The organism is Streptomyces sp. NPDC090499 (genome assembly GCF_044769305.1).
Classification (GTDB): Bacteria; Actinomycetota; Actinomycetes; order Streptomycetales; family Streptomycetaceae; genus Streptomyces.
In genome coordinates this window covers 1,657,507-1,675,906 of record NZ_JBIVXP010000001.1, presented here as the reverse complement: position 1 = coordinate 1,675,906, position 18,400 = coordinate 1,657,507, and the positions used below count along the sequence as shown (strand labels likewise).

At 69.8% G+C, this 18,400-nt stretch carries 20 protein-coding genes and 1 pseudogene; 6 read left to right on the top strand and 15 right to left on the bottom strand.

What is annotated here, in order from left to right:
- Window positions 1-102: 102 nt before the first annotated feature.
- Both ACIQVL_RS07750 and ACIQVL_RS07745 read right to left on the bottom strand, forming a co-directional pair.
- Complete coding sequence (locus ACIQVL_RS07750; RefSeq protein ID WP_403474710.1) at window positions 103-939, bottom strand: siderophore-interacting protein; 837 nt, start codon at window positions 937-939, stop codon at window positions 103-105.
- 45 nt (window positions 940-984) lie between these two features.
- Window positions 985-2,031 carry an ABC transporter substrate-binding protein gene (locus ACIQVL_RS07745; protein WP_403474709.1) on the bottom strand — a complete coding sequence of 349 codons (1,047 nt, stop codon included), beginning with the start codon at window positions 2,029-2,031 and terminating at the stop codon, window positions 985-987.
- 197 nt (window positions 2,032-2,228) lie between these two features.
- Between ACIQVL_RS07745 and ACIQVL_RS07740 the strand changes: the two genes are divergently transcribed.
- The 3 genes from ACIQVL_RS07740 to ACIQVL_RS07730 are packed head-to-tail and all read left to right on the top strand — an operon-like array spanning window position 2,229 to window position 3,666.
- Entirely contained in the window at window positions 2,229-2,771 is a 543-nt protein-coding gene (locus tag ACIQVL_RS07740) for a 2'-5' RNA ligase family protein (RefSeq protein ID WP_403474708.1), read from the top strand.
- A gap of 60 nt (window positions 2,772-2,831) precedes the next feature.
- Window positions 2,832-3,131, top strand: coding sequence for a hypothetical protein (locus ACIQVL_RS07735; protein ID WP_403474707.1), 300 nt, complete (start codon window positions 2,832-2,834; stop codon window positions 3,129-3,131).
- Window positions 3,058-3,666, top strand: a complete 609-nt coding sequence (locus ACIQVL_RS07730) for a hypothetical protein (protein ID WP_403434271.1) — start codon at window positions 3,058-3,060, stop codon at window positions 3,664-3,666. The genes ACIQVL_RS07735 and ACIQVL_RS07730 overlap by 74 nt, the downstream gene beginning before the upstream one ends.
- A 577-nt stretch (window positions 3,667-4,243) precedes the next feature.
- Here the strand turns inward: ACIQVL_RS07730 and ACIQVL_RS07725 are convergent.
- The 3 genes and pseudogenes from ACIQVL_RS07725 to ACIQVL_RS07715 form a co-directional block, all read right to left on the bottom strand.
- Window positions 4,244-4,582, bottom strand: a complete 339-nt coding sequence (locus tag ACIQVL_RS07725) for a cyclic-phosphate processing receiver domain-containing protein (RefSeq protein ID WP_403474706.1) — start codon at window positions 4,580-4,582, stop codon at window positions 4,244-4,246.
- Between the two features lie 43 nt (window positions 4,583-4,625).
- A pseudogene (locus ACIQVL_RS07720) lies at window positions 4,626-5,060 on the bottom strand (helix-turn-helix domain-containing protein); the annotation flags it as partial.
- Between the two features lie 165 nt (window positions 5,061-5,225).
- Window positions 5,226-5,936, bottom strand: coding sequence for an SDR family oxidoreductase (locus tag ACIQVL_RS07715; protein WP_403474705.1), 711 nt, complete (start codon window positions 5,934-5,936; stop codon window positions 5,226-5,228).
- A gap of 90 nt (window positions 5,937-6,026) precedes the next feature.
- On the opposite strand from ACIQVL_RS07715, the gene ACIQVL_RS07710 reads away from it, so the two are divergent.
- Window positions 6,027-6,620, top strand: coding sequence for a TetR/AcrR family transcriptional regulator (locus ACIQVL_RS07710; protein WP_403474704.1), 594 nt, complete (start codon window positions 6,027-6,029; stop codon window positions 6,618-6,620).
- Between the two features lie 234 nt (window positions 6,621-6,854).
- On the opposite strand, the gene ACIQVL_RS07705 is transcribed toward ACIQVL_RS07710, so the two are convergent.
- From ACIQVL_RS07705 to ACIQVL_RS07695, 3 genes are all read right to left on the bottom strand, one after another.
- Window positions 6,855-7,427 carry a DUF4262 domain-containing protein gene (locus tag ACIQVL_RS07705; protein ID WP_403474703.1) on the bottom strand — a complete coding sequence of 191 codons (573 nt, stop codon included), beginning with the start codon at window positions 7,425-7,427 and terminating at the stop codon, window positions 6,855-6,857.
- Between the two features lie 105 nt (window positions 7,428-7,532).
- The gene (locus ACIQVL_RS07700; RefSeq protein ID WP_403434262.1) at window positions 7,533-7,829 is read right to left on the bottom strand and encodes a hypothetical protein; all 297 of its coding nucleotides are present in this window, start codon (window positions 7,827-7,829) and stop codon (window positions 7,533-7,535) included.
- A gap of 143 nt (window positions 7,830-7,972) precedes the next feature.
- Complete coding sequence (locus ACIQVL_RS07695; protein ID WP_403474702.1) at window positions 7,973-8,473, bottom strand: YfbM family protein; 501 nt, start codon at window positions 8,471-8,473, stop codon at window positions 7,973-7,975.
- A gap of 190 nt (window positions 8,474-8,663) precedes the next feature.
- Here ACIQVL_RS07695 and ACIQVL_RS07690 point away from each other — a divergent pair, with 190 nt between their 5' ends.
- Window positions 8,664-9,065 (top strand): hypothetical protein, encoded by a 402-nt coding sequence (locus ACIQVL_RS07690; protein WP_403434257.1) that lies wholly within the window; start codon window positions 8,664-8,666, stop codon window positions 9,063-9,065.
- 206 nt (window positions 9,066-9,271) lie between these two features.
- Here the strand turns inward: ACIQVL_RS07690 and ACIQVL_RS07685 are convergent, their stop codons facing one another.
- The 3 genes from ACIQVL_RS07685 to ACIQVL_RS07675 all read right to left on the bottom strand — a co-directional run bounded on the left by ACIQVL_RS07685 (window position 9,272) and on the right by ACIQVL_RS07675 (window position 11,910).
- A complete protein-coding gene (locus ACIQVL_RS07685) occupies window positions 9,272-9,607 on the bottom strand; it encodes a DUF6959 family protein (protein WP_403434255.1) in 336 nt (111 codons plus the stop codon).
- A 1,187-nt stretch (window positions 9,608-10,794) separates the two neighbouring features.
- Complete coding sequence (locus ACIQVL_RS07680; RefSeq protein ID WP_403474701.1) at window positions 10,795-11,325, bottom strand: PaaI family thioesterase; 531 nt, start codon at window positions 11,323-11,325, stop codon at window positions 10,795-10,797.
- 54 nt (window positions 11,326-11,379) lie between these two features.
- Window positions 11,380-11,910, bottom strand: coding sequence for a winged helix-turn-helix transcriptional regulator (locus ACIQVL_RS07675; RefSeq protein ID WP_403474700.1), 531 nt, complete (start codon window positions 11,908-11,910; stop codon window positions 11,380-11,382).
- A 123-nt stretch (window positions 11,911-12,033) separates the two neighbouring features.
- On the opposite strand from ACIQVL_RS07675, the gene ACIQVL_RS07670 reads away from it, so the two are divergent.
- Complete coding sequence (locus ACIQVL_RS07670; protein ID WP_403474699.1) at window positions 12,034-12,600, top strand: MFS transporter; 567 nt, start codon at window positions 12,034-12,036, stop codon at window positions 12,598-12,600.
- 74 nt (window positions 12,601-12,674) lie between these two features.
- On the opposite strand, the gene ACIQVL_RS07665 is transcribed toward ACIQVL_RS07670, so the two are convergent.
- From ACIQVL_RS07665 to ACIQVL_RS07650, 4 genes are read right to left on the bottom strand one after another with little or no spacing between them, the layout of a single operon-like run.
- Window positions 12,675-13,835, bottom strand: a complete 1,161-nt coding sequence (locus tag ACIQVL_RS07665) for an acyl-CoA dehydrogenase family protein (protein ID WP_403427270.1) — start codon at window positions 13,833-13,835, stop codon at window positions 12,675-12,677.
- Between the two features lie 5 nt (window positions 13,836-13,840).
- Entirely contained in the window at window positions 13,841-14,788 is a 948-nt protein-coding gene (locus ACIQVL_RS07660; RefSeq protein ID WP_403427271.1) for a hydroxymethylglutaryl-CoA lyase, read from the bottom strand.
- Window positions 14,785-16,707, bottom strand: a complete 1,923-nt coding sequence (locus tag ACIQVL_RS07655) for an acetyl/propionyl/methylcrotonyl-CoA carboxylase subunit alpha (RefSeq protein ID WP_403474697.1) — start codon at window positions 16,705-16,707, stop codon at window positions 14,785-14,787. Before ACIQVL_RS07655 ends, ACIQVL_RS07660 begins: the two co-directional genes overlap by 4 nt.
- An 11-nt stretch (window positions 16,708-16,718) precedes the next feature.
- Window positions 16,719-18,335 (bottom strand): carboxyl transferase domain-containing protein, encoded by a 1,617-nt coding sequence (locus ACIQVL_RS07650; RefSeq protein ID WP_403474696.1) that lies wholly within the window; start codon window positions 18,333-18,335, stop codon window positions 16,719-16,721.
- Between the last annotated feature and the right edge of the window lie 65 nt (window positions 18,336-18,400).

Genomic DNA, 18,400 nt, shown 5'->3' with positions numbered 1-18,400 from the left:
CGGCTCCACTTAGGTAAGGCTAACCTAACTAACGCGAGTGAAACGCTGCCCCTCCCGTGACAGCGGTCACGCCGGCGGCCGTGACCACCCACCCGCCTCGGACTACTCGCCGGCCGTCCGGAGTTGTTCCTCCGTCAGGCCCCGCCGCCAGTACCCGACGAAGGTGACCCGGCGCCGGTCGATCCCGCGCTCGCCGACGAGGTGCCGGCGCAGCTCCTTCACCCGCCCCGACTCCCCGGCGATCCAGGCGTACGGGCGGGCGTGGGAGGGGAGTTGCGCCGCCCGGACCTCCGCCAGGGCGTCGCGGCCGCCCACCAGCCAGGTGATCTCCGCGTCCGCCTCCGTCGCCACGTCCTGGACGTCCCCGGCGCACGGCACCTCCAGCCAGGCGCGCACGCGAGTGCCGGCGGGCAGCGATTCGAGGACGGCGGTCGCGGCGGGTACGGCGGTCTCGTCGCCCCACACCAGCACCAGGTCGGTGTCCTCGGGCGGCCGGAACCGGATCGCCCGGTTGTCGGCGACCGCCGGGCCGAGCAGCACCACCCGGTCCCCGGCGCCCGCCCGTGCCGCCCATCGGGACGCGGGTCCGGCGGGGGTGGCCGCCCCCGGCTCGATCCCGTGCAGCACGAAGTCGATGTCGATCTCGTCGGGGTCGCGGCGCAGTCCCCGCAGCGTGTACGAGCGCATCACGGCCCGTACGTCGTCCGGGAGTTCGCGCCACCCTTGCCACCAGTTGTCACCCAGTTCGATCGGCACGGCGGGCTCGGTGCGCCCCTCGGCCGGGAGGAACAGGGAGAGCGACTGGTCGCGTCCGTGGGAGTGGAAGTGGGCCAGATCGGCACCGGCGAAGGTGACCCGGACCAGAGACGGACCGAGCCGCCTCGTCCGTGCGACCTGGAGGGAGAAGAAACGGAACGGGGCGGCTACGGCCGTCGTCATATGAGCTCCTGAGAGTCAGGAAGTTGTACGAACTGTCGGGGCGGGTCAGCTGACCTTCTTCGCCGTCTCGATCGCCTTGGCGAGGTGCTCCACCATCGCGACGCACTTGTCGTACGAGAAGATCGGCTCGGGGGAGCGGGGGATGACCTGGCCGGCCTTGACCGCGGGGAGCTTCTTCCAGGTGGCCTGGGTGATGTCGGCGGGCTGGATGGTCGCCGTACGGTCGTCCATCATGATGATGTCGGCCTGGTACTTGTCGACGTTCTCCCAGCTCAGCGACTCGTACCAGCCACCGCTCGCCTTCAGCACGGACGCCGAAGGCTCGACGAAGTTCACGCCGAGGGCCTTGAAGTACTCCAGGTCCACGGAGAGGTTGGAGCCGGACACGTAGAAGATGCTCTGGGCGGCGGAACCGGCCAGCACCTTGATGTCGGGGTGCGCCTTGGCCGCGGCGCGCAGCCGGGCCGAGGCCTCCTCGAACCGCTTCTTCGCGTCGGTCGCCCTGCTCGCCGTCATGTCCGCGCCGAGCGACTCCGCAAGAGCCCAGACCCGCTGGAGCGGGACGGTCAGCTGGCGGTCGTAGGCCGAGATGCCGACGCTCGGGGCCAGCTTGGCGATCTTGTCCTTGGACTCCTCCGGGACGTACCAGAGGGTGCCGGCGCCGTCGAACATGGTGGTGATGAGAACGTCGGGGGCGAGTGCCGCGTACTTCTCGATGTTGAACTGGCCCCACTCGTTGCCGAGGACGGTCAGCTTGCTGATGTCCATGTCGCCGGCCTGGACGTCGGCCTTGCCGGCCTTGGTCTTCGTCGGGCCGAAGACGCCCTTGACGCTGACGCCGTAGTCGTACAGCGCGGCGGCGACGCCGACGAACGCGACGATGTTCGCCGGGACCTTGTCCAGCTTCACGGTCGTGCCCCGGTCGTCCTTGAACGTCCAGGGGCCGGACTTGGCGGCCGTGGTCTCCTTGTCGGAGGAGCCGCTTTTCGCGTCGTCGTCACCGCAGGCCGCGAGCGCGGCGCCGAGACCGAGGGCGCCGCCCGCGGCGAGGATGCCACGGCGGGTGAGGTGGGCTGCTCTGACGTTGGACATAGGTGTGGCTGCTTTCGGACGTGCGGAAACACCGCCGGACGGGATGAAGCTTAGGTTAGCCTAACCTCAGATCGTGTCCAGGTTCGGCCCCTGGTGCTCCGCCCGAGGCCGGCCCGCCCGTAGTCAACTCCCGGACAGACAGGTCTCCTTGGGCCATGCCGCTGCCCGGGGCCGGGAACTGCTGATAGACAGGGGCGATGGACGACGTGCAGCCGGATGCCTTTCGGGCGGGCCAGTCCGGGCTGATCGTGAGGGTCCCGGAGGCGGAGCCCGCGGTGGGGGCGTGGCGTGACCGCCTCGACCCCTCGGCCCGTGCCGGTGTCCCGGCCCATGTCACCGTACTCTTCCCGTTCCTCGACGCGAGGCTGGTCGACGGCGGTGTCCGCGCCGCGCTGGGCGACCTGCTCTCTCACCACCGGCCGTTCGAGGCCCGCTTCGACCACTGCGGCCGGTTCCCGGGAGTGCTGTATCTGGCCCCCGCCCCCGAACCGGCCACCCGCTTCAGGCGCCTCACGGAGGCGATCGTCGAACGGTGGCCGGAGAACCCGCCGTTCGGCGGCGCATTCGACGACATCGTTCCGCACCTCACCGTCGCCCAAGGCCAGGACGAGTCCGTCATGGCGAGGGCCGAGGCGGCCCTGCTGACCAGCCTCCCCCTCGTGACGCGCGTGTCGACGGTCGACCTGCTGGTCCACAACGGACGGCAATGGGAGCGGCAGGCCTCTTTCCCGCTGAGGTAGGCCATGGCGCAGTAGCCCGTCCTCGGGTCCGCTTGCCTGCGTGAGTGTCTGCAGCAGGCCTTGTACGCGCCGGCCGCCGAGTACACCACCATCGCGGCCTGGTCCTGCATCGACGCCCGCAACCTCGACCAGGCCCAGAAGTACCTGCACGAATCCGCGACCTACGCCGGCCTCTCCCAGGACGGCCCCACCGAGATGCGCGTGTGGGTCAACCTCTCCATGCTCGCCCACCAGCGTCACAACTGGCCCGAAGCACTCGCGGCCGCGCAAGCCGCGCAAGCTTCTTGTGCAGCCCGCCGGGACCCGTTCTTCGACTCGCCGGGGCGGCCGCGTCGCCCTCGCCTACGCGGCTCTCGGTGACGGGCGGGAGGGCCTGCGATCCCTCGGCTCCGCCCAGAGCACCTGCACCAAGGCGGCGGAGCGCGAACGTCCGCGCTGGACGGCCTTCTACGGCCAGGCCGAACTCGACCACCTCGCCGCCAGCGTGCAGTTCAACAGCGGACGCCCCGCTCACGCCGAGGCCATGGCGCACCGTGCACTGGCCACAATCCCGGGTCCCTTCCGGCGCAACAGCGCACTCGCAACCGCCCAACTCGCCCTCGCCCAACTCCACCAGGGCGACGCCGAGCAGGCCACGGCCACCGCCGCCGACGTCTTCACGATCACGGACGGCGCCCCCCTGCCCGGCCGCATGCGCACCCTCATCGGCGACTTCCACCGGGGCCTGTTCGTCCGGGCCTCCTCTCCGCGAGTTGCAACTTTCTCTACGGGGTCAAACTGGCTGCGCTCCGCTCCGCCGGGCGCGCCGTTCGCGGATGCCGGCGGGCAGTGGCGTGTGTGGGGTGCTGCCGTCCCGTCTGCCATCGGCCCAGGCGGAGCCGGGCAGACGCGATGAGAGCTGGGGTGAGTGGTGGTTGAGGAGGGAAGCGGGTGCGGCTTGACCTTGTGTAGTAGCGTTCCTTCGGGGGTGCCATGTCTGCGTGGATCATGTTGGGCTCCGGCTGCTTCGTCGTAGTCCTGGGCGTGTTGACCTTGACCGGTAGCCGGGCAATCGCAGCGTCTGCGCGGTCGCCCAGGGCTGGTTGGGGTCGGATAGCGATGGGTGGCGGCTTCGTCCTGGACGGCGGAGCCAAACTCCTCGGCTTCCCTTCCGGAGCGGGGATGGTTGTTTCCACCGTTGCCCTGGGGATCGTCGTGCTTGGCGCGGCGCTTCAGATATCGACTGGAGTGTTCACCAAGGCCCGTCATGCTGGCGACGGAAATTGAGCAGCACCTCTACGCCCTGGCCAGGACGACCGTCAAGCAAGCCACGGATGTCTGACACCAGCGGCTGACACCAGCAGCCGCGAACACGGTCGGATTCCGGCGTACTCCGGTCACCGGCGTCGAGCCGCTTTCCCAGCGAAGGGCAGGGTGCGGAAGGCGTCATGATCGACCTGATACGGATGAGGCCAGACCTCAAAACCAGATTCCTAGGCCGTCGCCCGCCGGACCTGGTAGTTCCAGCGTGTGAGCGACCGGACGACGGTCTCGGCGCCAATGGGGTTGGCGCTGTGCACGAAGACCGTTCCGATTCGGAAGGGCCGTCCATTGAAGGCGGCTTCTTCCATGAGGGTCAGCACGGGCAAGATGCTGTCGTCGCCGCCGAGGTCGTGGTCGAGCCAGAGTTCGTCGATGAAGGTGTCGCGGTGCTCTTGCAGGAGCTTGACACCTTCGCCGCTGGTGCGCGCGATCTGCGGGACCCAGGGCAGCGGCCGGAGGTCGTCAATGCCAAGGATGACGGGCGTCGGTGCGGGCGACTCTTCTTTCACTCGCCCATCATCACAGCACCGCCGCGGCGGGCCCAACAGCGAGAGGGATCCGGCCGACCTTCTTCACACCGACGTGGACCATGTGCCCGGGGCGGCGCGCGGTGATCTTCCGCGGCGCTCGGTTCGATTGGCCGTTCGGGGCGATGAACTTGCGGTGATTCAGCCCGAGCGCGAGCAGGTGCTGTGACATTATGCGGCGGCTGATCTTGACGCCCTCCGTCTGGAGCTCGAATGCGATCTGGGGCGCCGGCCATTTCTGGCTGCGCCGGAGGTCTTCGATCCGGGCCACGAGAGCGGCGTCTGCCGCGGTCCGGCTGGCGCCGCGGGGTGGAAGGGAGATCGTGCAGCCCATCTCACCGTGGCGGCGGTAGCGGTTGACCCACTTCGACGCGCAGGCGCGGGATATCCCAGTCTCCGCTGTGACGTGGGCGATCGGCCGCGTCTTGCGTCGCTCGACGAGTCGACGGCGTCCTCCGATGGATCAAGGTGCGTTGGCGTGCGTCACGAGAAGGCTCCTTGAGGCAGTGCAGAACGGGGTCGCGAACAGCGGTTCGCTACCCCGTTCTGCATGCAGGCCATCACTTGATCGTCGAAGCCGTTCCGTGTCACGAAGGTGCGGCGGTTGGGTAATGGTGAAGAAGTGTCAGGCGGTGAGGCGTGCGCCGCCGTCTGTTTCGATGATGGTTCCGGTGATGTTGGGGTTGGTGGCCAGCAGCACGATGGCTTCGGCGACATCCTGGGCGGTGGCTATCCGCTTGGTGGGCAGGGCGTCGGCGGCCTGGTTGAAGAACGCGGATCGGTCCTCGGCGGCGAGTCCGTCCCACCAGGGCGTGTCGACATACCCCGGCGAGACGGCGTTGACCCGGATCGGAGCCAGTTCGGCGGCGAGCGGTTGGACGAGCCCTTCGACGGCAGCGTTGAGCGAGCCGATCCCGGCTGTGCCGGGCAGGGCAGCCCTCGCCGTGACGGCTCCGACAAGGGTGATCGAGGCGTCCTCGCCGAGGTGAGCGAGTGAGGCCTGGAGTGCGGTGACGGTGGGCCAGTACTTCTCCTCGAACGCCTGCCGCAGGCCATCGAGCGGCAAGTCGCCGAGCGGGCCGGCGCCGCCCTTGCCGGCGAGGGTGATGACGAGGTGGCGGATCGGGGCGATCTTCGCCGCCAGCGCGGCGGCCGCCTCCGCGTCGGCGGCGTCGAGAACGTGCCCTTGGACGTCTCCGTCGATGGCCGCGGTTGCCCGGTTGAGCCGCTCCGTGTTTCGTCCGGCGATGTGGACCGCGTGTCCTCGGCCGGCGAGTTGTCGGGCGACCGCCAGGCCGACCCCTGACGTGCCGCCGATCACGAGTGCAGTGGTCATGCTCGCTCCTTATTTCGAGACGTTACGTCTCGCATGAGCGTAGCATCATTTCTAGACGTGGCGTCTCGATAATGGTTTAGGCTGGCACGCATGACCGGCGCTACGACACCCGCCCGCGGCCGCAGGCGAAGCGAGCAGACGAGGCTCGCGATCCTCACCGCGGCCTACGAACTCACGACCGAGGTCGGCTTCCCAGACCTCACCATCGAGGGCATTGCCGCCCGCGCCGGGGCAGGCAAGCAGACCGTGTACCGCTGGTGGCCCACAAAGGCGGATGTCCTGCTCGAAGCCCTGGCGCTCAAGGCAGATCTGAAGGTCTCAACCGCGGACCAGGGTTCATTCGACGCGGAGCTGGACACGTTCCTGCGTGACTCCGCCGCCCTGATGGCCTTCCCGGGAGCAGTCGCCGTCCTGCGCTCCTTGATGGCCGAGGCGCAGCGCGACGCAGACTTCAGACGCCGCTTCCAGGACGGCTTCCTGATCAAACGCAGGACCGCGCTCGAAACCGTCGTCGAGCGGGCCGCGGCCCGCGGTGACAAGCCCGCTCACCTCACGGCAGCCTTCGTCGCCGACCTGGTGTTCGGCCTGATCTGGTACCGGGTCCTCGCTACCGAACGCCTGCTCGGCCAAGACGACATCACCGTCATCCGACGACTGCTGAACGAACATACCGGCGAGGAGTAGCGCATGTCCGATCGCACCATCGTCATCGCTGGAGCAACCGACGGGCTGGGCCGTGCACTCAGCGGCGCCATGAACGTCATGACCCGCAACACCTAGTGACCGGGACATCGTCCGATCCTGCTGTACAGCGACGAAGTACAGCAAACCGGGCACCGTCATCGCCCCACACCATTCCCCAGGGCCTTCCTCGAGGCCCATATGAACTTCAATGACCGATCTCTGTAGAGCTACGGATCAGAACGTGGTGTCCTCGGTGCACGGGGCGCCGAGGGTGGTGTCGGACTTCGGGATCCAGAGCAGCGGTTGACTCGTGCGGCAGTAGTCGTCCGCTCCGTCTTCCCAGGGGAAGCGTCCGGCCTTGTCGGGCCAGAACAGCTGAGTGACGGGCAGTGGAGGGGTTTGGTAGAAGTCGATGCCGGCGCCGAAGAAATCCTGGTACCAGCTGGGGTGAACGGGCCGTACAGCAACGTTGTAGCCGTCCAGGACGTCGTCTCTGCGCTGGTCCGGCTCCAGGGGGAGGCCGTTTCGGATCCCGTCTCCGGCCGCATTCACCACCGGCATCCCGACGTCCGTCCGCAGGCCGAAGACGCAGACCTCCGGACTGCGCAGTGTGTGCCACAGCCCGATGGAGTAGGCCCAATCGGCGGGTGCATCGTCGCCGGCGCCAACGCCCATGACGTGCCAACCGAAGTCGGTGACGCTCCGGGCTGTTCGACCGTCACGCTCGTCCCAGGCCGGGCTGTCCCCCAGCCGTCCGAAGCCGATCGACAGCAGCCGATGACGACCAACGACGACCACCGGGCGCACGAGCTCATCGCTCCTGAGCAGCGAAGGCGGAGGTCACCCAGATCCCCGGCAAGACCCGGGGCAAGAGGAAGTAACGCACCGAGCGGTTGGAGCCTGTCGTTTGGATCAGGTTGTAGGACGGCGGCGAGCGCGGAGCCGGTGGAGGCCCTTTGTGGCGTAGACGGCGGTCAGGAGCGCGAGGCCGGCGAGGGCGAGCCAGAACCAGGAATCCGTCACTGCGAGACTCAGCAGCAGGCCGCCAAAGAGCAGCAGGGAGCCGATGACGTCCATCAGGTCAAGGCGCGCCTTGGAACGCACCGCCGAGTCTGTTCCGCGCAGTCGGCGAATGACGGGACCGAGGCCGAGGGCCTGCAAGACGGTCAGGCCGAGAGCGATCCAGACGGACCAGCCAGGTATGTCCACGGCGCGCACTGTAGCGCGGCCCCGGAACCCTTGAGTGTCTTACTGCGTGACAATACCGACGAACAACGGCGGATGAGCACGAACGTCTTCGGACCGTCAGCGCAGGTGAGGGCCGCACGAGGTCTCACCCCTGTCGTGGCGCGTCAGTCCAGCCAGACGAGTATTGCGCTGTCCGCCCTGGCGGCAGCCTCGAAGAACTGCGTGAGGTCGTCGTACCAGGGACGTCCCCACTCCAGTGAGCCGGGCTCACTCCATCCGAGGGGATACACCTCGGCGCTGGTCAGTTCAGCGGGGTCCACACCACTGATCAGCTGGGCATAGGTGGTAGCCCGCAAGGCTTCTGCCGCGAGCCGGACCCGCTCAGGCCGCAGGTACCTCGGAGGCCCGTACCCCCAGTCCTCGTCCTCGGCGAACGGCTCCTCACCGTGGATCACGTTCACGGGGAACTCGGCGCGCGCCAGCAGGAAGCGGAGCATGTCCCACGTCTTGTAGGTGCTGAAGTGACGCGCTTCGGCCGGCGCAGTCTCAGACTCCTCCTCGGCGTCCTGGACCTCCTCCACGAAGTCCAACGCCCAGTCGGGATCTTGGATCGCTCGGTCCAGCTCAGCAGCCGTGACCCGCAGGTACTCACCGATCATGCTCATGGCCGGAGACTAGGCGAGACCACTGACAACGACCCCGGCGCCCGTCTCACTTTCCGTCTCGTTCAGCACCGTTCACCGACGTTCAAGACCCCACCACCACAGTTGGAAAGCGTGTACCGGTGCTGACGCCGGCGTACGGGCCGCCCGGTGTTCTGCCCCACTGTCAGACTGGCGCTGTACGGTCCGCTCCATGGCTGAGAGACCTACGGCGAACTGGCGCTACTGCGTAGTCAAGGAATCCGAGGAGCTTGCCGCCGGCACCCTGGACCCTGAGTGCGCGTATATGGCGGGACTGTTCCCCGAAGAACTGCTCACGTCGACCGATGCTGTCCTCGACACCTTCGAGAGCGAGCTTCCTGGGCTGGGGGAGGCAGACGACGCGCAGATCTTCGGCGTCGTGGAGCGCGTCGTCCTGGACCTGAACGCCGTGAACGAAGCCCACAACGAGAGCGCCTATGAAACCGACGAGCGCGAGCAACTGTGCGAGTTCATCGACCAATCGCTCACCGAGCACGGCGTCGACATCGTCGCACTGACCGCCCGACATGGACTCGGCCGCTACCAGATCACGGACAAGTGGCGGAATTGGTAACGCCGCTCGCTGACGCTGCCCACTGACGATTGGCTTCTTGACACAGCACCGCTCCCGCACCACAGGCGCACCAGATCGAGGGGGGAACAGCGGGGACCACGGTGAAAGCGTCCAGACCCGACGGGACCGCACCGCGGCCGTTCGCCCAGGTCAGCGCGCGAGCGAGCGCAAATGCCCGCAGCTTCCCAAGCTGACGGCCCGGCGGCTCAGTACGGCCGCGGAATATCGTGCTCGGCCAACGCAGCCTCGTACCGCGTCAGCAGAGCATCCAGGCTCGCAAGAAGCAGGCCGGCGGACTCCCGCGCTTCATCCAGGTCGCCTCGTTCGCATGCTTCCACCACCTCGGACACGTCGCTGCGGAGGATGCGAAGGGAGTCACCCTGTACCAAGACCCCGGGGAACCGTCTGCCGGGCATGCGCACCACGGCGTCGTTGCCACCGTCTGTGAACAGTTCGGCCTCAATACGCTCCATCGGGCCATCCAACCTGACATCACCGTCTGACATCAACGACGGTGGACGCAGGCGGCCTTGAGCGATCATGCACGCCATAGTGGTAGGCGCGCGAGGGCAGCATGAGAAGTGCTCGATCGAACTCCCAAAGCCGTGCTCACCAGGCTCGGCCCTACCACGGGCGTGCCAAGCAGGGTGCCTCTCGTGAACACCTCTCCTGATCACGTCGACAGCAGAGAGGACCTGGCTGCTTTCGTCCGAGCCACGTGCCCTCCACCGCAGCCACACCGAGGAGGGCCACTCATGGGAGAACGCGGACCTCGCGAGTTTCCTGGAGGCGCTGGCAGCCTGGATAGACGACGCGGACGGTTGGTACGGCAACACCGGCCGCAATCTGCCCGCCAGCGGTGACTGGAACGGCGGGGACCAGGCCGCCAGTCAGTCAGGCCCTGCGCCCGCTCCGCCTCAGTTCTGCCAAGTAGCCGTCCACCGAGAGCCCAAGCTTTCCAAGCCGATGGCCGCAAGCCGTGAGTAAAGATCGCGTTGACGGCGCTCCCAGCCCCGCTCCAGGCATTGACCGGTCCGCCGCGCAGCCTGAGGATCATCCGCGTGACGCACACCGTCGATCTTGCCGGCCCCGCTTCGGCAGGTACTCCTCCCGGAACGGCTGGTGCCGTCTTCCTCGTCCTGGTGGGAGTCGGCCTGCTGTGCGGAGGGACTGTCATCGCCACCGACTACAAGAAAGGCGGCATCCCGCCTCTTTACGAAGGCGATGAGTACGCAGCGGAACAAGCCGGCCCGTATCCACGGCGGCCCTCCGGCGGGGCCGCAGCTCCTCAGGGTGATCGGGCTCTTCCAGGTCCTCGGCGGCACCGGCGTGGCTGCTCTCGGGGTCACTTCCTCAGCCGTTAGTCGGCACGGGTCCCCGATGCGGCTTGTCGGACGGGATCCCTCGGCCCTTCGAGGTCGCTCGGCAGGCTCTCGTTGTCCTCGACCATTCCGATGGCGAAGGGGAATGACTCCAGGAAATCCCGCCGCGCAGGGTCTTGCTCCGCTTCGGCCGGCACGAGCGGATCCCTGTGAGTCATGCGGGCAAATCAGCCGTGCCCTACGACACCGCCCCACGGCCGGTGCGTGTCCAACCGTGCGACCGGCCATGGACGGTCGCCAAGCAGGCGAAGGGAAGGTTGCGGGCCAGGACGCGGAGAATGGTCATGACCCCGCGGTGAGGCGGGGCGGAGTCAGAACCCTGTGCTGCCCAGCACCGTTCTCCGAGCTCACGTGCCCTGGCGGCCCCCGACCGGGAAGAGCATGCAGCTGCTGGTCGCATGGGCCAGCAACCGGTCCTCGGAGTCGCGGAGTTCGGCCTGGGCGAGGGCGGTGCGGCGGCCGCTGTTGAGGACGGTGCCGATGGCGCGGACCTTGCCGGTGTCGACGGTGATCGGGCGCAGGAACTTCAGGGTGAGGTCGATCGAGGTGTACCCGGTGCCCTGGGGCAGCACGGACTGCACCGCGCAGCCGGCCGCCGAGTCGAGGAGCGTGGCGTAGACGCCGCCGTGGACGCTGCCGATCGGGTTGTAGTGCTCCTCGCCCGGTACCAGCACGAAGACCGCCCGGCCGAATTCGGCCTCCTCCAGGGTGAAGCCCAGGGTGGCGGCGATCGGCGGGGCGGGCAGCCGCCCGGCCAGGATCTCGCGCAGGAAGTCGAGGCCGCTGTGGTGCGGGACGGCGCCCGCGGATATCGCGGGGTCCTCCCAGGCGAACGTACGTGACCTGGGCTCCTGCCCGGGGTCGAAGTCGAGCGTCAAGGCAACTCCTCGTAGTGGGTGGGCGCGGGCGCCGTGGTCGTCCCGCCGGGGGTCTCAGTCGCCGTCGGGGCCGGGTTCGGGTTCGGGTTCGGGTTCGGGGCGGTCCGGGCCGACTCGGATGAGACCCGGGCCCGCGTCGACGAACGATTCCCTGAGCCGTACGTCGTGGCCGTCGTCGCAGCGCAGCACCGCGTGCACCGGGGCACCGCAGTCCTTGTGGCGTACGACCAGCGGCGGCCCCTGTTCGTCCGTGGCCCAGGTGTCGCCCCACTGCCGCAACGCCGTGAGGACGGGCAGGAAGTCCCGGCCCTTCTCGGTCAGCTGGTAGGCGTGGCGGGTCCGCTGGCCGGGTTCCTGGTAGGGCACGCGTTCCAGGAGCCCGGCGGCGGTCAGCTCCTTCAGGCGCGCCGAGGCGGCGGGTTCGCCGATGCCCACGCGCCTGGCGAAGTCGTCGAACCGGCGGGTGCCCAGGAACGCCTCGCGCATGATCAGCAGCGCGGTCCTGGTGCCGGCGATCTCCAGGGTGCGGGCGACGGAGCAGTTGGCCATGGACCAGGCGTCGCGCTCCTGCAGCAGGTCCGTCATCTCTCCGTCCTCCGCATCTCTCCACTCCACCTGACTTGCCTCAGGTGAAGCCAGCCTATAGCGTCGCCGCTGACTTCTGCAATCGTAAGTCAGCTCGGTGCGTCGCGGCGCTGCCGCCCGCTGTTGATCCGCCGTACCGGCTTCAAGCTCCCGCTCACCGTGGGCCTCCTGCTCGGGGCCGCCGCCGCGGCCGGGTTCACCACCACGCTGGATCCGGCCACCTCCTACGGCCGGGTGTGGTGGCTGTACGTGCTCTTCGGTGCCGCGTCCGGGATGGTGGCCGCGCCGAGCACCGCCGCCGCCCTGGTCAGCGTCTCCCACGAACACGCCGGTATGGCCTCCGGAGCCGTCAACGCCTTCCGCCAGATCGGCTCCGTCACCGGCTCCGCCCTCCTCGGCGCCCTGCTCGCGAGCCGGCTCCAGTCCCGGCTGCCCGACCGGCTCGACGCCCATCACGTCCCCCGGGCGGCCTGGCCCGCCGTCGAGCACGCCGTCGCCACGGGCACCGGCGGCCACGGGACGACCCCGCCGAACGTGACCGCCGCGGTCGGCGACGCCTTCACCTCCGGCGTCCACATCGGCACGGCCGTCGTCGCCGCCGTGTTCCTGTGCGCGGCCGTGGCCTCGGCCCTGCTGATACGCAACCGGCCGCACCAGGTCACCGGCACCGCCACCGCCACCGCGGACTGACGGGCGACGCGGATACGCCGCGGGCGTGCTCCGGGCACCGAGGCCTGCCGGAGCACACCCGCCGCCGGCCGGCCTCAGCTCACCAGCCCCAACTCCCGCGCGATCAGCATCCGCTGCACCTCGCTCGTCCCCTCCCCGATCTCCAGGATCTTGGAGTCGCGCCACATGCGGGCCACCGGGTACTCGTTCATGAAGCCGTAGCCGCCGTGCACCTGGGTGGCGTCGCGGGCGTTGTCCACGGCGACGGTGGAGGAGTAGAGCTTGGCGAGGGCGGCCTCCTTCTTGAAGGGTTCGCCCGCGACCAGGCGGCTCGCCGCGTCGCGCCAGGCCAGACGGGCCGTGTGGGCCTTCATCTCCATGTCGGCGATCTTGAACTGGATGGCTTGGTTGGCGCCGATGGGCCTGCCGAAGGCGTGCCGCTCCTTCGCGTACTTCACCGACTCGTCCACGCAGCCCTGGGCCAGGCCGGTGGCGAGGGCCGCGATGGCGATGCGGCCCTCGTCGAGGATGCGGAGGAACTGGGCGTAGCCGCGGCCCTCCTCGCCGAGCAGGTTCGCCGCCGGGACCCGGACGTCCGCGAAGGACAGCTCGCGGGTGTCGGAGGCGTTCCAGCCGACCTTGGAGTAGGGGGCGGCGACCGTGAAGCCGGGGGTGCCGGACGGGACGATGATCGAGGAGATCAGCGGCTTGCCGTCGGGCTTGCGGCCGGTGACCGCGGTGACCGTCACCAGCCCCGTGATGTCCGTGCCCGAGTTGGTGATGAAGCACTTGCTGCCGTTGATCACCCACTCGCCGGTGGCCGGGTCGAGGCGGGCCGTGGTGCGGGTGGCGCCCGCGTCGCTGCCGCCGTCGGGCTCGGTGAGGCCGAACGCGCCCAGGAGCTCCCCGGCGCAGAGCCTCGGCAGCCACTCGCGCTTCTGCTCGTCGGTCCCGAAGAGGTGGATAGGCATGGCGCCCAGGGAGACCCCGGCCTCCAGGGTGATCGCCACCGAGGAGTCGACGCGGGCCAGCTCCTCCAGGGCGATGCCGAGGGCCAGGTAGTCGCCGCCCATGCCGCCGTACTCCTCGGGGAACGGCAGGCCGAACAGGCCCATGCGGCCCATCTCGCGGACGATCTCGTAGGGGAACTCGTGCCGCTCGTAGAAGTCGCCGATCTTCGGCGCCACGACGTCGTGCGCGAACTCCTCCACGGTACGGCGGAGTTCTTCCAGTTCGGGGGAGAGGCGGTGGTCCATGGTCGTCACTCCTGGTGGGAGAGGGCGCGGACGGTACGGGACGGGCTGGGTCGGCCCAGTTGTTCGGCCATCCACACGCTGGTGGCGGTGAGCTTGCCGAGATCTACTCCGGTCTCGATACCGAGGCCCCGGAGCATCCAGACCAGGTCCTCGGTGGCGAGGTTGCCGGTGGCGGACTTGGCGTACGGGCAGCCGCCGAGCCCGCCGGCGGACGCGTCGATCGTCGTCACGCCGTGTTCCAGGGCCGCGTAGGTGTTGGCGAGCGCCTGGCCGTAGGTGTCGTGGAAGTGCACGCCGATGACGTTCGTCGGCACGCCTTCCTCGTTGAGGAGGGACAACAACTCCAGTACGTGGCCGGGGGTCGCGACGCCGATCGTGTCGCCCAGGCTCAGCTCGTCGCAGCCCATGTCGCGCAGCGCCTTGCAGACCCGGACCACCTGGTGGAACGGCACGGCGCCCTCCCAGGGGTCGCCGAAGCACATCGACACGTAGCCGCGGACGTGCACGCCGGCGTCCTTCGCCTGCCGGACGACCGGGTCGAAGACGGCCAGCGACTCGTCGAGCGAGCGGTTGAGGTTGGCCTTGGCGAAGGACTCGGTGGCGCTGGCGAAGACGGCGACCCGGCGGGCGCCGAGGGCCAGGGCCCGGTCCAGGCCGCGCCGGTTGGGGACGAGCACGGGCAGGGCGACCCCCGGGAGATCGGCGAGCTGCGGGAACAGGTCCTCCGCGTCCGCCAGTTGGGGCACCCACTTCGGGTGCACGAAGCTGGTCGCCTCGATCGTCGTGAGGCCCGCGTCGGCCAGCCGGTGGACGAACTCGGCCTTCACCGACGTCGGTACGGCCGTCTTCTCGTTCTGCAGGCCGTCGCGGGCGCCGACCTCGTGGATCCGCACCCGGGCGGGCAGATCGGTGGCCGGTACGACCATGGGGAGGGCGCTCTCCGGGGTGGTCATGCCGTCTCCTCCTCGTGCGGGGCGATCACGGCCAGCACCTGGTCCATGGCGACCGTGGCGCCGGGCTTCACGTCGAGTTCGGCGACCGTGCCGGCGTGCGGGGCGGAGATGACGTGCTCCATCTTCATCGCCTCCACCACCAGCAGGCTCTGCCCTGCGGTGACCTCGTCGCCGACGGCGACCTTCACGACGGTCACCGTGCCGGGCATGGGCGCGGTGAGCGAGTCGGCGCCGGGGTGCGCGGTGCGGTTCAGCGAGGCGGCGACCGGGTCGTGGTCGCGGACCTGCCAGGCGTCACCGTCGCGGCCGAGCCAGTCGGCGGCGCGGTGGAAGGTGTGCCGGACGCCGTCCACGGTCACCGTCACGCGGTCGGCACTGACGGTGTGCCTGCCGCTCGGGGTGTACTCCACCGGGTCCTGCACCCGCAGGTGGAAGCCGACGGACCTGGGAGTACCGCCGAGGCGCCAGCCGCTGGGCACCGAGAAGGGGTCCGTCCAGCGCCCGTCCGCCGCGACCGGCCGCAGCGCCTCCAGCCGGACGGCCGCCGCCGCCTCGTACACCTCGTCGGGTACGTCGGTGGCGACCAGGCCGTCCACCACCCGCTCGACCAGTCCGGTGTCCAACTCGCCCGCCACCACGGCCGGATGGGCCAGGAGCCGGCGCAGGAACCCGGCGTTGGTCTGCACGCCGAGGGTGACCGTCTCCGCGAGCGCCCCGCGCAGCTTCCGGAGCGCGGTCTCCCGGTCCGGGCCGTACGCGATCACCTTGGACAGCATCGGGTCGTACAGGCTGCCGACCTCGGAGCCCTCGCTGAGCCCGGAGTCGGTACGGACGCCGTCCCCGCAGGGCTCGTTCAGCAGCAGCACCGTGCCGCCGGTGGGCAGGAAGCCGCGCGCCGGGTCCTCGGCGCAGATGCGGGCCTCGACCGCGTGCCCGGTCAGCCGGACGTCCTCCTGCGCGAACCCGAGCCGCTCCCCGGCCGCCACGCGCAGCTGCCACTCCACCAGGTCGAGCCCGGTGACGAGTTCGGTGACGGGATGCTCCACCTGGAGGCGGGTGTTCATCTCCATGAAGTAGTACGACGAAGGGTCGCCGCCCGGCACGATGAACTCCACCGTGCCCGCGCCCCGGTACCCGCACGAGCGCGCCGCCTGCACCGCGGCCTCGCCCATCGCCGCCCGCGTCGCCTCGTCGAGGAGCACGCTGGGCGCCTCCTCGATCACCTTCTGGTGGCGGCGCTGGAGCGAGCACTCGCGCTCGCCGAGGTGGACGACGTTGCCGTGGCCGTCGGCCAGGACCTGGATCTCGATGTGCCGGGGGCGGTCGATCCACCGCTCGACGAGGAGGGTGTCGTCGCCGAAGGAGGCGCGGGCCTCGCGGCGGGCGGCGGCGATCTCGTCGTCCAGGAGGGTCAGGTCCCGCACCAGCCGCATGCCCTTGCCGCCACCGCCGGCGGAGGGCTTGAGGAGCACCGGGGCGCCCAGGTCGCGGGCCGCATCGGCCAGTTCGGGGTCGCGGCCGCCGGGTACCACCGGCACCCCGGCCGCGGCCACCGTCTCCTTGGCGCGGATCTTGTCGCCCATCAGCGCGATCGCGTCCGCGGGCGGGCCGATGAAGACCAGCCCGGCCTCCTCGCAGGCCCGCGCGAAGGCCGCGTTCTCGGCGAGGAAGCCGTAGCCCGGGTGGACCGCCCGGGCACCGCTGACCGCGGCTGCCGCCAGCAGCCGCGGCACGGACAGATAGCTCTCGCCCGCCGGCGCCGGACCGATCCGGACCGCGGTGTCGGCCTCTCGGACGTGCCGGGCGTCCGCGTCGGCGTCGGAGTACACGGCCACCGAGCGGACGCCCAGCGAGCGGAGCGTACGGATGACCCGGACGGCGATCTCGCCCCGGTTGGCCACGAGTACGGTGTCGAACACGAGTCCCCTCCTCACATCCGGAAGACGCCGAACCGGGGTTCACCCAGCGGCGCGTTGCCACAGGCCGTCAGGGCCAGTCCCAGCACCTGCCGGGTGTCGAGGGGGTCGATGACCCCGTCGTCCCAGAGGCGCGCGGTCGCGTAGTAGGCGTTGCCCTGGCGCTCGTACTGGGCGCGGACGGGCGCCTTGAAGGCCTCCTCGTCCTCGGCGGCCCAGGACTCTCCCCGGGCCTCCAGCTGGTCCCGCTTGACGGTCGCCAGCACGGACGCGGCCTGCTCGCCGCCCATGACGGAGATCTTGGCGTTGGGCCACATCCACAGGAAGCGGGGGGAGTAGGCCCGGCCGCACATCGAGTAGTTCCCGGCGCCGTACGAACCGCCGACCACCACCGTCAGCTTCGGTACGCGCGTGCACGCCACCGCCGTGACCATCTTCGCGCCGTGCTTGGCGATGCCGCCGGCCTCGTAGTCCTTGCCGACCATGAAGCCGGAGATGTTCTGCAGGAAGACGAGCGGGATGCCGCGCTGGTCGCACAGCTCGATGAAGTGGGCGCCCTTCTGGGCGGACTCGGAGAAGAGGATGCCGTTGTTGGCGACGATGCCGACCGGGTGGCCGTGGATGCGGGCGAAGCCGGTGACGAGGGTCTGCCCGAACTCGGCCTTGAACTCGGCGAACCGGGAGCCGTCGACGACCCGGGCGATGATCTCGCGGACGTCGTAGGGGGTGCGGGAGTCGACGGGGACGGCGCCGTAGAGGCCGTAGGGGTCGACCTTCGGCTCGACGGCCGGGGTGACCTCCCAGGGCAGCGCGCGCCGGGCCGGGAGGGTGGCGGCGATGTTCCGGACGATCCTGAGCGCGTGCGCGTCGTCCTCGGCGAGGTGGTCGGTGACGCCGGAGACGCGGGAGTGCACCTCGCCGCCGCCCAGCTCCTCGGCCGTGACGACCTCGCCCGTGGCCGCCTTCACCAGCGGGGGGCCGCCGAGGAAGATCGTCCCCTGGTTGCGGACGATGACCGCCTCGTCGCTCATGGCCGGGACGTAGGCGCCGCCCGCCGTGCACGAACCGAGCACGGCCGCGATCTGGGGGATGCCCGCGCCCGACATCCGGGCCTGGTTGTAGAAGATCCGGCCGAAGTGGTCGCGGTCCGGGAAGACCTCGTCCTGCATGGGGAGGAAGGCACCGCCGGAGTCGACGAGGTACACGCAGGGCAGCCGGTTGTCGAGGGCCACCTCCTGCGCCCGCAGGTGCTTCTTCACGGTCATCGGGTAGTACGTGCCGCCCTTGACCGTGGCGTCGTTGGCGACGATCACGCACTCGCGGCCGCTGACCCGGCCGATCCCGGCGATCACGCCGGCCGCCGGGGCCGCCCCGTCGTACATCCCGTCGGCGGCCAGGGGGGCCAGCTCCAGGAACGGGGACCCCGGATCGAGCAGGGTGTCCACCCGGTCCCTGGGCAGCAGCTTGCCGCGCGCGGTGTGCCGGGCCCGTGCCTTCTCACCGCCGCCCAGCGCCGCCGCGGCGAGCTTGCCGCGCAGCTCCTCGACGAGGACGCGATGCGCCTCCTCGTTGGCCCGAAAGGCCTCCGACGCGGGGTCTGCCGCGCTCGTCAGCTCCGGTGCCTGGTCCATGCCGCGATCCCCTCACCTTGTTAATGAGCGTTAACGCATTGCCTTCAGGTTAACGACCGCTAACC

Bases quoted from the DNA above. Each gene is read 5' to 3' on its own strand.
- ACIQVL_RS07750 (WP_403474710.1), bottom strand. From the start codon at position 939: ATGACGACGGCCGTAGCCGCCCCGTTCCGTTTCTTCTCCCTCCAGGTC.
- ACIQVL_RS07745 (WP_403474709.1), bottom strand. From the start codon at position 2,031: ATGTCCAACGTCAGAGCAGCCCACCTCACCCGCCGTGGCATCCTCGCC.
- ACIQVL_RS07740 (WP_403474708.1), top strand. From the start codon at position 2,229: ATGGACGACGTGCAGCCGGATGCCTTTCGGGCGGGCCAGTCCGGGCTG.
- ACIQVL_RS07715 (WP_403474705.1), bottom strand. From the start codon at position 5,936: ATGACCACTGCACTCGTGATCGGCGGCACGTCAGGGGTCGGCCTGGCG.
- ACIQVL_RS07710 (WP_403474704.1), top strand. From the start codon at position 6,027: ATGACCGGCGCTACGACACCCGCCCGCGGCCGCAGGCGAAGCGAGCAG.
- ACIQVL_RS07695 (WP_403474702.1), bottom strand. From the start codon at position 8,473: ATGAGCATGATCGGTGAGTACCTGCGGGTCACGGCTGCTGAGCTGGAC.
- ACIQVL_RS07690 (WP_403434257.1), top strand. From the start codon at position 8,664: ATGGCTGAGAGACCTACGGCGAACTGGCGCTACTGCGTAGTCAAGGAA.
- ACIQVL_RS07685 (WP_403434255.1), bottom strand. From the start codon at position 9,607: ATGATCGCTCAAGGCCGCCTGCGTCCACCGTCGTTGATGTCAGACGGT.
- ACIQVL_RS07675 (WP_403474700.1), bottom strand. From the start codon at position 11,910: ATGACGGACCTGCTGCAGGAGCGCGACGCCTGGTCCATGGCCAACTGC.
- ACIQVL_RS07665 (WP_403427270.1), bottom strand. From the start codon at position 13,835: ATGGACCACCGCCTCTCCCCCGAACTGGAAGAACTCCGCCGTACCGTG.
- ACIQVL_RS07660 (WP_403427271.1), bottom strand. From the start codon at position 14,788: ATGACCACCCCGGAGAGCGCCCTCCCCATGGTCGTACCGGCCACCGAT.
- ACIQVL_RS07650 (WP_403474696.1), bottom strand. From the start codon at position 18,335: ATGGACCAGGCACCGGAGCTGACGAGCGCGGCAGACCCCGCGTCGGAG.